We start from the raw sequence: 13,040 nt of genomic DNA, 5'->3' as shown, positions 1-13,040 counted from the left end.
ATAAGGAAGGTGTATCACATATGGTTCAGGAACAGTTAGAAGAAATACGTCAGAATATACGGAACGCCTGCGAGCGGAGCGGACGGAAGGTGGAGGATGTCACGCTGATCGCGGTCAGTAAGACAAAGCCGGTGCCGATGCTTCAAGAGGCATATGATGCCGGCGCCAGAGATTTCGGCGAAAACAAGGTGCAGGAGATTCTGGAGAAGGAACCGCAGCTGCCGTCTGATATCCGTTGGCATATGATTGGACATTTACAGAAAAATAAAGTCCGTCAGGTAATTGACAAGGCAGTTCTGATTCACTCCGTCGATACGGTGGGACTGGCAGAGCAGATCGAAAAAGAAGCGGTCAAACGTGATCTGGACGTTTCTATTCTTCTGGAGGTCAATGTCGCCGGAGAAGAGTCCAAATTTGGTTTTGCCCCGGAAGAAGTCGAGGAAGCGGCACGCGAAATTGCAAAGTACCCGCATGTCCATATACAGGGACTTATGACGATTGCACCATTTGTAGAGAATTCGGAAGAAAATCGTGGTGTTTTTAAAAAATTATATGAATTATATGTTGACATGAAACGGAAAAACATTGATAATGTTACTATGAATGTCCTTTCGATGGGAATGACCGGAGACTATCAGACAGCGATTGAAGAAGGTGCAACTATGGTAAGAGTCGGTACGGGCATTTTTGGAACCAGGGCAAAGATAGGAGAGAAATAGGGTTATGAGTATTCTGAACAAATTAATGGATACAATGCGTCTCACAGAGAATGATGACGATTACTTCGATGAGGAAGATTACGAAGAAGAAAAACCGGTGATTAAGAAGCGTTCTTTCGGCAAGAGGGACGAAGAGATGGATGATTACCGCCACGAGGAGGAATCTAAGCCGCGTTTTCTGCCACGTTCCTCTAACAATAAGGTAGTGCAGATGCGCCGCAGCATGGAAGTATCTCTGATCAAACCTACTTCCATGGAGGATACGAGAGAGATTTGCGATTACCTGCTGGCTGGAAAAGCTGTTGTTTTAAATATGGAAGGAATCCACATGGAGGTTGCACAGCGTATCATTGATTTTACCTGTGGCGCGACCTATCGATGGATGGAAATCTCCAGAAGATTTCCAATTACATTTTTATTGCGACACCGTCATCGGTTGAGCTGTCCGGCGACTTTCCCGAACTCTTAGCAGACGGTTCCATGAATGTTTCCGGGATGAATCTCCACTTCTGATACTGATATACTCCCAGGTTCGCTATATATCTGAACCTGGGAGTATTTATTATACAATCGGAAATTTGTGTGATTTCTGATTGTATACAGGCTCTCTGAGCAGGAGCACACTTTATATAAGCACTTTCGAACAGGAGTAGAAACACGCGATGCTGCAGGAAAAAGAAGAACAGCTTTTAAAAAAGAGAATGATAGAACTGGCCGGACTCTGTTATCAGCGCGATATACAGACAAGTACCGGCTTTTTGTCGTTAAATGAACAGACGATCTTTCACTCGATCGAGAAGACGCTGCCGCCGGTGCGGACTTGCCTGACGGGTGGCTTTGAGGGCGCAGAGCGCAAACTTCTTTGTTTTCTGGCTTCGTATGACGATGAGGAGTTTGGACTTCCGATTGCCGTGTTGGAGGTCATTCCGGCAAACCTGCGTTACAGTGAGGCGCTGACGCACCGGGATTATCTCGGGGCGCTCATGAACCTGGGGATTGAGCGCAGCTGCATCGGGGATATTCTGATGAAGGAAAATGGCTGCTGCGTCTTCTGCCAGGAAAAGATGGCGGATTATCTCTGCCAGGAACTCACGATGGTGCGCCACACCTCTGTGATCTGCCGCAAGGCGGACGCGACGGAGCCGATCACACCGAAGATGGAGCGCGTGAGTGGAAGCGTTGCATCACCGCGTCTTGACAGTGTGATCGCGATGGTATTTTCATCCTCCCGCACGAAGATACTGCCGCTCATTGAGGGTGAAAAGGTGTTTATTGACGGGAAACAGGTGACTTCCCCGGCGGTGCAGCTTAAAGAGGGTGAGATTGTATCTGTGCGCGGCATGGGAAAATTCCGCTTTGCCGGGAGCGGGGGATTGTCGAAAAAGGGACGTCTGTATGTTTATGCGGATAAATATGTGTAAAAAAGAAAGGACTGAAAACAAATGACAGCTGTAAAGAATGAGAAAATGAATCGCGTAACCGTTCACCTGGACGAGAAGCCGATCTATGATATTGTGATGACCGAAGATTTTTCGGCACTTCCGGGTGAAATCGAAAAACTCTCCATTTCAAACCGCCGTCTCTGCATCGTGACGGATTCGAACGTAGAAAAATTATATCTGAATGAGGTAAAAGAACTTCTGGCGCCGTGCTGCAAGACGGTAATTTCGTTTGTATTTCCGGCGGGCGAGGAGCACAAAAACCTCGACACCGTCCGGGATTTATATGAGACCTTGATTTTGAACCATTTTGACCGCAACGATATGCTGGCAGCACTCGGCGGCGGAGTTGTGGGCGATCTCTGCGGATTCGCGGCGGCGACTTATCTGCGCGGCGTTGCCTTCATGCAGATTCCGACGACGCTTCTTTCCCAGGTGGACAGCAGCATTGGCGGCAAGACGGGCGTTGATTTTGACGCGTACAAAAATATGGTTGGCGCGTTTCATATGCCGAAGCTGGTATTTACCAATATCAATACGCTTCAGACGCTTCCGGACAACCAGTTTTCCGCCGGTATGGGCGAGGTTATCAAACATGGTCTGATCAAGGATGCGGCATATTATGAGTGGCTGCTTGAAAATGCGGCAGATATCTGGGCGAGAAAGCCGGAGGCACTCCGCAAGACAGTGACCTGGAGCAATGAGATCAAGCGTGCTGTGGTAGAGAAGGATCCGACCGAAAAAGGCGACCGTATGCTCTTAAACTTTGGTCATACGCTGGGACACGCGATCGAGAAGCTGAAAAACTTTGAACTTCTGCACGGTGAATGCGTGGCACTCGGCGCGCTGGCAGCGATGAAGCTGTCGGAAAACCGCGGCATGATCAAACCGGAGGAAACAAACCGCTTCAAAGAAGCACTGGGAGAATTCCATATCGGTACGCAGGTATCCGGGCTTGAGAAAGATGCGATTGTGGCAGCGTCCAAGAACGACAAGAAGATGGATTCTGGCATCATCAAATTTATTCTCATTCATTCCATCGGCGACGCCTACGTGGATCGCACAGTAACCGAGGACGAGATGAAACAGGCACTCGATCAGGTGCTGGTATAATAGCAGGAAAGGAATCAGGTGCATGAACACGAAATTACGACAGTTCTTTATCTTTTTTATCGGGCTGGGAGTCAGCATCGGACTGGATCAGTTTACAAAACATCTGGCAGTTGTCCATCTGAAAGGGCAGAAGCCATTTGTGCTCATTAAAGGTGTGTTTGAATTTTATTATTCTGAAAACCGTGGCGCTGCTTTTGGAATGCTGCAGGGACGGCAGGGATTCTTCTTCCTGATTGCAGCGGCAGTCATTCTGGCGGTGTTGTGGGCGGTTTACCGGATGCCGGCAGGGAGACGGTATCTGCCGCTGATGTGCAGCTTGTTTCTGCTCGTATCAGGCGCAGTTGGCAATATGATCGACCGTCTGACGCAGAAATATGTGGTGGATTTCCTGTATTTTAAGCTGATTGATTTCCCGATTTTTAATGTGGCAGACTGCTATGTGGTGATCGCGACGTTCTCGCTGATCCTTCTGTTTTTCTTCTTCTATTCGGATGAGGAACTGGAATTCCTTTCTTTTAAAGGTGCGAAAAAGGAGTCGGGACGATGATGCAGGAATATCTGGTTCCAGAAGAGGCGGCTGGAACCCGCATCGATAAATTTCTGGCGGACGCCTGCCCGGATCTGTCCCGTTCCTTTTTGCAGAAACTTCTGAAAGAGAGCAGCGTTACAGCAGACGGAAAAGCGGTTAAAAGCAGTTTCAAGGTAAATGGTGGGGAAACTATCGCCTTTGAAGTTCCAAAACCGGAGGAGGCGGCGATCGAGGCGGAAAATATCCCGTTGGACATTTTGTATGAAGATTCGGATATAATTTTAGTCAATAAGCCGAAGGGGATGGTTGTCCATCCGGCAGCAGGGCATTATACGGGGACTCTGGTCAATGCGCTGATGTACCATTGCAAGGATCAGCTCTCCGGCATCAACGGAGTCATGCGCCCTGGGATCGTCCATCGGATCGATATGAACACAACCGGCGTGCTGGTGGTGTGCAAGAATGATTTCGCCCACAATTCTCTCGCAGAACAGCTCAAGGTGCATTCGATCACCCGCGTGTATTATGCCATCGTATTTGGCAATCTGCGCGAGGATGAGGGCACTGTCCATGCACCGATCGGGCGTCATCCGACGGATCGCAAGAAAATGAGCATCCACTCCAAACAGGGGCGCGATGCGATCACGCATTACCGCGTACTGGAACGCTTCGGGGCGTATACATTTATCGAATGCCGCCTGGAGACGGGACGCACACACCAGATCCGCGTCCATATGGCAAGCATCGGTCATCCGCTTCTGGGCGATGAGGTGTACGGTCCGGCGCGGCAGCCATTTTCACTGGAAGGGCAGACCCTGCATGCGGGAGTCTTAGGCTTTATCCATCCGCGGACCGGGGAGTATGTGGAGTTTTCTGCGCCGCTGCCAGCGTATTTTGAAGAACTGCTGGAGAAGCTGCGGAAAAAAGCTGGAAAGTAAAAGTGACATGAATAGTAAGATCGTTCCGATTCGTATACACATTCTTTTCAGATAGTTTATTTCTGTGTCGCTAAGAAATACCTTTTATTCCGAAAAAATGATGACTTTTCAGATAGCTTGTGTTATAATAAAGGCAGAACTTGAAAGGAGTTGAGGGAGACATGAAAAAAAATTTAGTAATTACAATCGGTCGCGAATGCGGCAGCTCCGGAAGAGCGATTGGACGAAAACTGGCGGAATCATTGGGAATCAAGTGCTATGATAAAGAGCTTCTTGCACTGGCAGCGAAGAACAGCGGTCTCTGTGAAGAGCTTTTTAAGACGCATGATGAGAAACCAACCAACAGCTTCTTATATTCACTGGTAATGGACACCTATTCGATGGGTTATAATACATCGGCTTATATGGATATGCCGATCAACCACAAGATTTTCCTGGCACAGTTTGACACGATCAAGAAACTGGCAGATGAAGAATCCTGTGTCATTGTAGGACGGTGTGCGGACTATGCGCTGGCAGATTATCCGAACGTAGTGTCTGTTTTCATCTGTGCAGATGAGGAAGTGAAGATTCAGGAATTGATGAAACGTCACAATATTACCCGCGATAAGGCAAAAGATGTGATGATCAAGACCGATAAGCAGCGTTCTGGTTATTATAACTATTATTCCAGCAAACGCTGGGGCAGCTCCAAGAGCTATAACCTCTGCATCAACAGCAGTGTCGTAGGCATCGACGGTGCCGTAGAAATTATTAAGGAATTCGCCAAAAAGAAACAAGAATTTCTTAAGATAAACGAGAACGCATAAAAGTATAATTAAAACCGGTGTGTTTGAATTTCTGGTGAAGAATCAGAAAGGACGCATCGGTTTTTTGCGCCTGGATGTTTTGAAGATGAGATTGCGTTGGGGTATAAAAACAAAATAGTTACTTAAGATTTTGAATGTAGATACATGAAGAAAATGATGATGAAAGAAAGACATTCTTATATAATCCGAACGGCGCTCATGGCGGCATCGGGTATTTTATTGTGCGGGATTGCCGAAGCAGTGCGCCCGGAGGTGGATTTATCAGTCGATGTGCCTGCTGATAAAGTTGTGATTGCAGATGGAATTTTAGACCAGGAGACACAAAATGATACAGACGAATCCTTCTGCGACCGTCTGATGAAGAAAATGGTACACCCGATTCACATGGCATCCCGATTTTTAAATGGTCTGGGGGCAGACTCAGAAGAATATGTTCCGTCGGAAACGGAGTATAACCTGATGGCGCTCCGGACGGAAGAGAGCGCTGTTGATCTGTCTGATCCATTGGCGGCATTTGAGTCTCTTCCATGGTATAAACTTGCAAAACGATTCCGGAGTATGGGGACAGAAGATACCTGGGGCGCGAAGATGTACGAAGCGCTTGGAACGCGGGATGCACAGTGGATATCGGAGATCTACGGGTGGATCCAGACGACACCGCTTACGGCTTCCCAGAAAATGGGGCTGCCAGCTGCACAGGTACTCGGCAGCTATGATCCCTCCAATCCAGAGCATAACGCGCAGGACCCGGCGAGCTGGGTAGTTCCAACTTGGAAAAATATCCGTTTCCAGATATGCGACGGAGACGGAAAGCCGACGTCCCTGGCATCCAATGCGACCGATATTTTGTCTATGGCAAATGTATATACATACAGCCTTGACTGGAAAAATACAGACCTGTTCAATACCTATATCAATCAGCTCTGGACCAGTTCCCACCAGTACCACGTGAGCATTAGCAATGTGTATTACTGTGAGGGCTGTACAGAACTGCCGGACGAGCCGGTAACAGAGGAAACAGCAGATGACGATGTGGAGAGCGGCAGTGCAGCAGGAGAGGCATCCTCGGAGGCTTTAGATGCCCAGGGCGCAGGAGACAGTCAGACAGCGGCAGAAGAGCCGTTAACGGAGAGCGAGGCGGCATCCACAGCAAATAATTATGTCAAACCGGCACAGGGACCGGGGGCTTCCACACAGGAGCAGGCAGCCGAATCAAAAGCGGTTGCGTCCCCGTCAGAGGCGACGTTCAGTGCGGAGAGCGCTGCGGCAGTTACATTAAATGAAAACGGAAAATATTGCCCGGGACACGTTGATCTGACTATTACCGTTAAGACAACCGGTCTGAAAGAGAAGCATAATCTGTTTGCACTCGATGGAACGGGAAATCAGGCTGTCGGGAACTGGCAGGGTTGGACGGAAGAAAAACAGACAGCCGCCCAGACACTCGCTGCTCAGGATTGGCAGGGAATGTACGGGCTTGCCAGTTCAGAGTTTGCACTCGGGAATCCGCTGACACCGGCAGAAATTGCGTCTTACCTGGATTTACTTCCAGAGGATTTATCACCGGAGCGGCGTGCCGTTATCACATGCGCGCTCAATTCCGTTGGCAAGATTCCATATTATTATGGAGGAAAACCGAGTACAGCAGGACTTTCCGGCAATCATTTTGCCAGCGTGACAAGCCCGGATTACAAGGGACGGATTTTGTCAGGGCTTGACTGTTCTGGATGGGTCAACTGGGTATACTGGACCGCGCTTGGCAATAGAATGGGTGCCGCCAGCACCTACGAGATTGTGCGGACAGGACGGGCGATCAACAGCGCAGAGCTTCAGCCGGGCGACTTGCTTGTCCAGCTTGGCGGTGATTCGCACGTTGTAATGTTTTTAGGCTGGAACGCAGACAGAACCATACTGGGCGTACATGAATCCGGCAGTGCACGCAATGTAACGGTCGGAAAGGTCCATGCGGTCTGGCCGTATTACCGGGCGTTTTTGGATTAAGAAGTGAATAAAGAATAAAATGAATATGAATTAGTCATAAGGGATTTTGAGCTGGATGGATGTTGCCTTTGTTTTTTGCTGGAGTGTTTGCTGGTAAATGGCAAAGGCGGCATCCATCCATTTTGTGTTTAGGTTTGTTTTTATGCTGAAATACGATATTGAATAATTCGTAAAAAGATTTATTTACAAATAAAGGGAAACATGGTATGATAGGGAGATGGACATAACTATTCGTGAAAGCCTACTTTATCGAATAGTTCGAAATGCAAATATGCGTATGCACTTAATCTATTTGCTAAACTATTCATTCGTTATATTTGAAAGGATGTTCTCATGAAACTTCAACGTCTTCTAAGTTTAACTCGCCAGGCGGTTGATGACTATCGTCTGATTCAATCCGGCGATAAAATAGCTATCGGTATTTCTGGCGGTAAAGACAGCCTGACACTTTTATATGCTTTACAGGGCTTCGCCGGTTTTACCCGGAACCATTTGAACTTTGTGCTATTACAGTTGATCTGGGCTTTCAGGCACTTTCTCCGGAGGTTTCGAACCGGTTGTCGCCGACGCTTTCATCGGATGCGGCTGCATTTGATTTAAAACCGATTCAGGAGCTTTGTGATGAATTAAACGTGCCCTACACGGTCGTTCCGACGGAAATCGGCAAGATTCTCTTTGAAACCCGTCAGGAATCCAATCCATGTGCGCTCTGTGCCAAGATGCGAAAAGGCGCTTTAAATGAAGCGGCTCTGAAACTTGGCTGTAATAAAATCGCCTATGCACATCACCGTGACGATCTGATCGAAACCATGCTTTTATCCTTGATTTATGAGGGGCGTTTCTATTCTTTCTCGCCGAAAACCCATTTGGACAAAACGGGATTGACGCTGATCCGCCCGCTGATGTATGTCCAGGAAGCCGATGTGATCGGATTTAAAAACAAATATCATCTTCCTGTCTGTAAAAATCCATGTCCTGTAGATGGAAAAACAAAACGCGAGTATGTGAAACAATTAACAAGAAAACTCAACCATGATTCACCGGGGGTAAAGGATCGCTTTTTCCATGCGATTATTGATGGAAACAATCCCGGATGGCCGGAACGGACCGATCGACACCTGAAAAATTTGATACATTCGGACCTTTCATCATCACCAAAGGAGGAATTGTGATATGGCTGCACTCTCCTACCACGAACAGGAAGACATCGAAAATACAAAACGAATCCGAGGCATTCTGAAAGAGCTGCCACCGTTCTGTACCGATTTCTTCCGCGGCATTGAACCTCGTACATCAGCGCGCACCCGGCTTGCGTATGCCTATGATTTAAAGACATTTTTTGATTTCCTGAAACAAGTAAATCCAGAGCTTAAATCAAAGAAGCTGCGCGATTTGCCGCTCTCTCTTCTGGATGAAATCAAATTGATGGATCTGGAAGAATATATGGAGTATCTGAAATGTTATTCGACCGAAAAACGTGAGGATCTGATAAATACAGAGCGTGGTATCATGCGGAAAGTCTCGACGGTTAAGAGCTTTTACAACTACTTTTACCGGACCGAGCGGATTCAGAATAACCCCGCTTCTCTTCTGCAGCTTCCCAAGATTCATGAAAAAGAAATTATACGCCTCGATGTTGACGAGGTGGCGCGTTTCCTGGATGAGGTTGAGGATGGTGAATGTCTGACCGAAAAACAGAAAGCCTACCATGCAAAGACCAAGCTGCGAGATCTGGCGATGATGACGCTTCTGCTTGGTACGGGGCTTCGTGTATCAGAATGTGTCGGACTGAATATCAACGATGTTGATTTCCGAAACGGTGGTCTTAGGATTCATCGAAAAGGCGGAAAGGAAGTCATCGTATATTTTGGTGCCGAGGTAGAATATGCGCTTCAGGACTATCTCAGCGAGCGTGAACATATTGTCCCAGAGGAAGGCAGCGAAGAAGCACTCTTCCTCTCCATGCAGCGTAAGCGCATTAACGTACGCAGCGTGGAAAAAATGGTCAAAAAATACGCACAGCTCGTCACACCGCTAAAAAAGATCACGCCACATAAGCTCCGCAGCACCTACGGCACGAATCTGTACCGTGAAACCGGCGATATTTACCTCGTCGCGGATGTTTTGGGACACAGTGATGTCAATACGACGAAGAAGCATTATGCGGCGCTGGAGGATGAACGGCGGCGAAGCGCAAGGAATAAGGTGCAGCTGAGAGAAATAGAGTAAAGGGCAAAAAGGCAAAAAGTAAAAAAAATTTTTAGGTAAAAAAGGCTAATTTCGTACTTTATTTCCGTGTAAAGTGAAAATAGTATTTTGCTAAAATAAAGTTCAAAATTCATATTTGCCAAGAAAACCGATGACCTCGACTGCTTATAGTCTATGCCATCGGTTTTCCTAGTTCAAGCACTCTCACTCTGCTTCATCTGTGTCTCAATAACTTCGTCTAAGTTGGCTGCTGTAGTTTGTTCACTCATAGCCTTCTGCCTCTAATAATAAACACTGCAAAGGTTTAAAATATCCTGCAACAGATCATACTCCATCTTTGCCTTATCATTCATTTGATAATTTATCAGAGCCTTTTGCGAGTACATCGCATCTACGCTTTGCGTTTTCGTTGAAAATTCCATCAAAGTATCCGGGCCAATGCCCAAACTGGTAAAAATTTTATTCAAATGCTTATCGAATGAGCTTTTACTATCTATCTCGCCATTTAAAATTTTATCTAAAGTAGGTCGAGAAATTTCTGCCTTTTTGCAGAACGATACCTTAGAGAATCCATTGCCACTGATGTAGTCCTTTAATTTTATTCCTGTCAGTTTTCTCATTTCAAAAAGTTCATCAAAACGCACTCTCTATCTCTCCCAGTAACAAATTGTCAATAGTTTTTTAATCACTTTTCTTAAAAAGGCAAAAAATAGAACGTATAGTAAACGCTATGGTGCGTTGACAACGTATAGATTATTTCCATACGCTCTATCTCTCATTTCGTAAACGTTCCATAGCAAGTACCTTGCCAGCCCAAAGTGCTGCAACATGGTTTTGCAAGCAATAATCCGCAACGTTCGCTCCTCCAGTATTCACCTGTAATCTCCATACCGCCATCTTCTCATCTCCCCGCTTTCTTCTTTAGTGCTTATCCACCTTCCGCTTCGGGAACCATCCTTTTGCCACTCTTTTTTCCTGTTCTTTCAGTTCCTTAATGCTCCAAAAGCAACTGACGCCCAAAACACCCAGGGAAACCGACCAAAGTATTTCCTGCATTCTTACGGATAGAATCATACACAAAATGCCCACCAGCAAAAATACCGGCCAACAGCGGCTTCCAAAGTAATACTCCGCATATATAACAATAGGATGGAACAATCCAATCAGAAAAAAGGTAAGCACACCAATCAATATCCCACTAAAATTCATCATAACTCCTTGTCCTTTTCCTTATACAAACAGCACATTATCGCAGACCGGCGCAACTTACCTTCTGCGTGCAACAGTCGCCCTCAACAGCATATCCAATATGCGCAAAGAAGAAGTATTGCAATATAGAACTACAACCTTCCTCTTCCATATTTTTTAAATATCTGACACATTTTTACGGATTGCATTTTTTACACGGATCATAACCTGCAGCAATCAGCGCATCCCTACTCTCTGATGAGGATTTTTTATTACTCTCCTTCATCTGTTTGACCGATGAACAGGACGGCCGATGAAATTTCTTTGTATTGGTATTGAGGATATAGGATTCCGTGCTGGTCTGCCGAGAAGCTGCCTGCGTAACAGCCTGTGTGGCCTGCTCTGTTTCTGCCGTCTTGTTTGTTCCAGAAGCCGAGCTGTCCCCCGTCGCATAATTGATGTTAAAGGTCACTTTACCCATTTTGAGGGATGTAAAGTGACCTTCTCTTAGTCAAATATAATGCCGTTCCTTTCTTCGCAAACCTTTACAGAAAGTACAAGCATCCATGTTTCGTTTTTGATAAAGAATCCGTTGCTTTGGTGAGCACTTATAATCGTGTGCACACACTGGGCATGTCCAACAAACAGGTGTTATGCAATTATCCAAAATCTGATCAGGATCACATAACAAATAGTTATCCAAATGGTTCCACTCATTCATTAAATCCGGATGCAATACGGCAAAGGAATTAACACCCGGAAGAACTTCTTTTATTGAACAATACACACAATCCACGTTTCCCGTTGCCATATCTCGAATAGAACTTATATATTCACCACCACAATCAGGGCATTTCCAGAGTGCTCGGTAACATGAATTATTTAAATAATGTGACATTGGTTCTTCATTATTAGAAGACCATCGCGACATTAATTCTGGATTCGTTAACTTGAATTGACATAAACTTTTTCTTAAAATCACCTCCTCGTCTACTTCCTTTCACACTATCACCTCCAGAATCACACGCGCTCAAATGACAGATATCTCGTTCCCTGAAACGTAAGTTTCCCAATGTCGCCTTCCGCCAGCATTCCATATTCTCTGCCAGAAACCGACAGTTCCATCCGGTCACCGCTCTCTACCTGAAACGTGACATAGTAGCTGGTACTTGAAGTCGAATGGTAGCCATGAGTTCCAGACAGGTCACCCGCATTTGCATGGCTATGATGTGTGATATTTTCACGCTTTGCGACGATGGTTGCACTCACCGACAAACGCGGTGACTGATTGTTTTTATGCCATGTTCCGATTCCTGTCACAAACTGGAAGATGATCATGCCAAAAACCATTATGAAGATAATCGGAAACATAAACTCAAACAGCATAAACATATAGCTCACCTCTTCTTCATCTTTCGTCCAATGATTACTCTGAGCACAAAACATACGACAATCACGAAAAGCGAGGCAGCGATATACAGTAATGCTTCTGTATACCACGGTGCAGAATACGATTCGTATAGTTTCGGAAAGCGCTTATACCCATAGAAATCCATACCCGTTTTAATCACAATTATGTAGAAACTCGCATAGATAATATATTTTAATAAATCGTATAGTCCATCGTCTCCGCGATATTCTGTTTTAACCTTTTAGCATCGGCAAACTGGAATTTTCAAATTAGTCTTTGCAAATAACCTTTGAATCTTCACCATCAATTACAATTCCCTGACGGTTGTTAATTGGGCATAGATTCAAATCCGAAAACTCAGTCATTATTTTCTCGGTAACTTTCTTAAATGGTGCTGTAAGATAATGCGGAAGAACATAGAAATCAATCAAATCAATCCCTGCATCATCTTCTTGTGAGTAGTCCTCCGGCTTTTCATCCATTTGCTCGATATATTGGATGCTTGGAGCGCATATAATTGCGCCTGCCGACTCGCCGATCATCAATTTTCCATTTGCCAATTCCTTTTTCAGCAGTCCATCAGTTCCCGTTTTACGGAGCTGGTCCATAAGAAAGAAAGAATTTCCGCCGGTAAAATATATCACATCTGCTTCTTCAAAAACAGACTGTATCGTTGAATAAGCCT

14 protein-coding genes and 1 pseudogene are annotated in these 13,040 nt (G+C 45.8%); 10 read left to right on the top strand and 5 right to left on the bottom strand.

Annotated features, from left to right (window positions below):
• The first annotated feature begins 20 nt into the window (after window positions 1-20).
• The 10 genes and pseudogenes from DWZ16_RS07920 to DWZ16_RS07875 all read left to right on the top strand — a co-directional run bounded on the left by DWZ16_RS07920 (window position 21) and on the right by DWZ16_RS07875 (window position 9,777).
• Window positions 21-719, top strand: a complete 699-nt coding sequence (locus DWZ16_RS07920; protein ID WP_118522574.1) for a YggS family pyridoxal phosphate-dependent enzyme — start codon at window positions 21-23, stop codon at window positions 717-719.
• 4 nt (window positions 720-723) lie between these two features.
• A complete protein-coding gene (locus tag DWZ16_RS07915; RefSeq protein WP_412693809.1) occupies window positions 724-1,188 on the top strand; it encodes a cell division protein SepF in 465 nt (154 codons plus the stop codon).
• Window positions 1,189-1,381: 193 nt separating this feature from the next.
• On the top strand, window positions 1,382-2,140 hold the full coding sequence (locus tag DWZ16_RS07910) for an RNA-binding protein (RefSeq protein ID WP_233430144.1): 759 nt from the start codon (window positions 1,382-1,384) through the stop codon (window positions 2,138-2,140).
• Window positions 2,141-2,161: 21 nt separating this feature from the next.
• Entirely contained in the window at window positions 2,162-3,271 is a 1,110-nt protein-coding gene (gene aroB, locus DWZ16_RS07905; RefSeq protein ID WP_118293704.1) for a 3-dehydroquinate synthase, read from the top strand.
• Between the two features lie 22 nt (window positions 3,272-3,293).
• Window positions 3,294-3,818, top strand: a complete 525-nt coding sequence (gene lspA, locus DWZ16_RS07900) for a signal peptidase II (protein WP_117795372.1) — start codon at window positions 3,294-3,296, stop codon at window positions 3,816-3,818.
• Window positions 3,815-4,738 (top strand): RluA family pseudouridine synthase, encoded by a 924-nt coding sequence (locus DWZ16_RS07895; RefSeq protein ID WP_118491389.1) that lies wholly within the window; start codon window positions 3,815-3,817, stop codon window positions 4,736-4,738. The genes lspA and DWZ16_RS07895 overlap by 4 nt, the downstream gene beginning before the upstream one ends.
• A gap of 161 nt (window positions 4,739-4,899) precedes the next feature.
• Window positions 4,900-5,547: an AAA family ATPase gene (locus DWZ16_RS07890; protein ID WP_022358645.1), complete on the top strand. Its 648-nt coding sequence runs from the start codon at window positions 4,900-4,902 to the stop codon at window positions 5,545-5,547.
• A 144-nt stretch (window positions 5,548-5,691) separates the two neighbouring features.
• Entirely contained in the window at window positions 5,692-7,548 is a 1,857-nt protein-coding gene (locus DWZ16_RS07885; protein WP_118522573.1) for an NlpC/P60 family protein, read from the top strand.
• Window positions 7,549-7,881: 333 nt separating this feature from the next.
• Window positions 7,882-8,720: pseudogene (locus DWZ16_RS07880) on the top strand (ATP-binding protein).
• Between the two features lies 1 nt (window position 8,721).
• The gene (locus DWZ16_RS07875; RefSeq protein WP_118522572.1) at window positions 8,722-9,777 is read left to right on the top strand and encodes a tyrosine-type recombinase/integrase; all 1,056 of its coding nucleotides are present in this window, start codon (window positions 8,722-8,724) and stop codon (window positions 9,775-9,777) included.
• Between the two features lie 260 nt (window positions 9,778-10,037).
• Here DWZ16_RS07875 and DWZ16_RS07870 read toward each other — a convergent pair whose 3' ends face one another.
• From DWZ16_RS07870 to DWZ16_RS07840, 5 genes are all read right to left on the bottom strand, one after another.
• Window positions 10,038-10,400: a helix-turn-helix domain-containing protein gene (locus DWZ16_RS07870; RefSeq protein ID WP_118467674.1), complete on the bottom strand. Its 363-nt coding sequence runs from the start codon at window positions 10,398-10,400 to the stop codon at window positions 10,038-10,040.
• 277 nt (window positions 10,401-10,677) lie between these two features.
• Complete coding sequence (locus DWZ16_RS07865) at window positions 10,678-10,965, bottom strand: DUF4491 family protein (protein WP_110436407.1); 288 nt, start codon at window positions 10,963-10,965, stop codon at window positions 10,678-10,680.
• A gap of 175 nt (window positions 10,966-11,140) precedes the next feature.
• Window positions 11,141-11,425 (bottom strand): Ada metal-binding domain-containing protein, encoded by a 285-nt coding sequence (locus DWZ16_RS07860; RefSeq protein WP_118472339.1) that lies wholly within the window; start codon window positions 11,423-11,425, stop codon window positions 11,141-11,143.
• 539 nt (window positions 11,426-11,964) lie between these two features.
• Window positions 11,965-12,336: a DUF2500 domain-containing protein gene (locus tag DWZ16_RS07850; protein ID WP_118293988.1), complete on the bottom strand. Its 372-nt coding sequence runs from the start codon at window positions 12,334-12,336 to the stop codon at window positions 11,965-11,967.
• A gap of 288 nt (window positions 12,337-12,624) precedes the next feature.
• Window positions 12,625-13,040: Type 1 glutamine amidotransferase-like domain-containing protein (locus tag DWZ16_RS07840; RefSeq protein ID WP_118522570.1), on the bottom strand; the 416-nt coding region annotated here is incomplete at its 5' end.

The organism is Clostridium sp. AF29-8BH, assembly GCF_003478145.1.
In the GTDB taxonomy this organism is placed as follows: Bacteria; Bacillota; Clostridia; order Lachnospirales; family Lachnospiraceae; genus Otoolea; species Otoolea fessa.
Note: the sequence above shows the minus strand (reverse complement) of the source record. Positions and strands in the feature narration are given on the sequence as shown.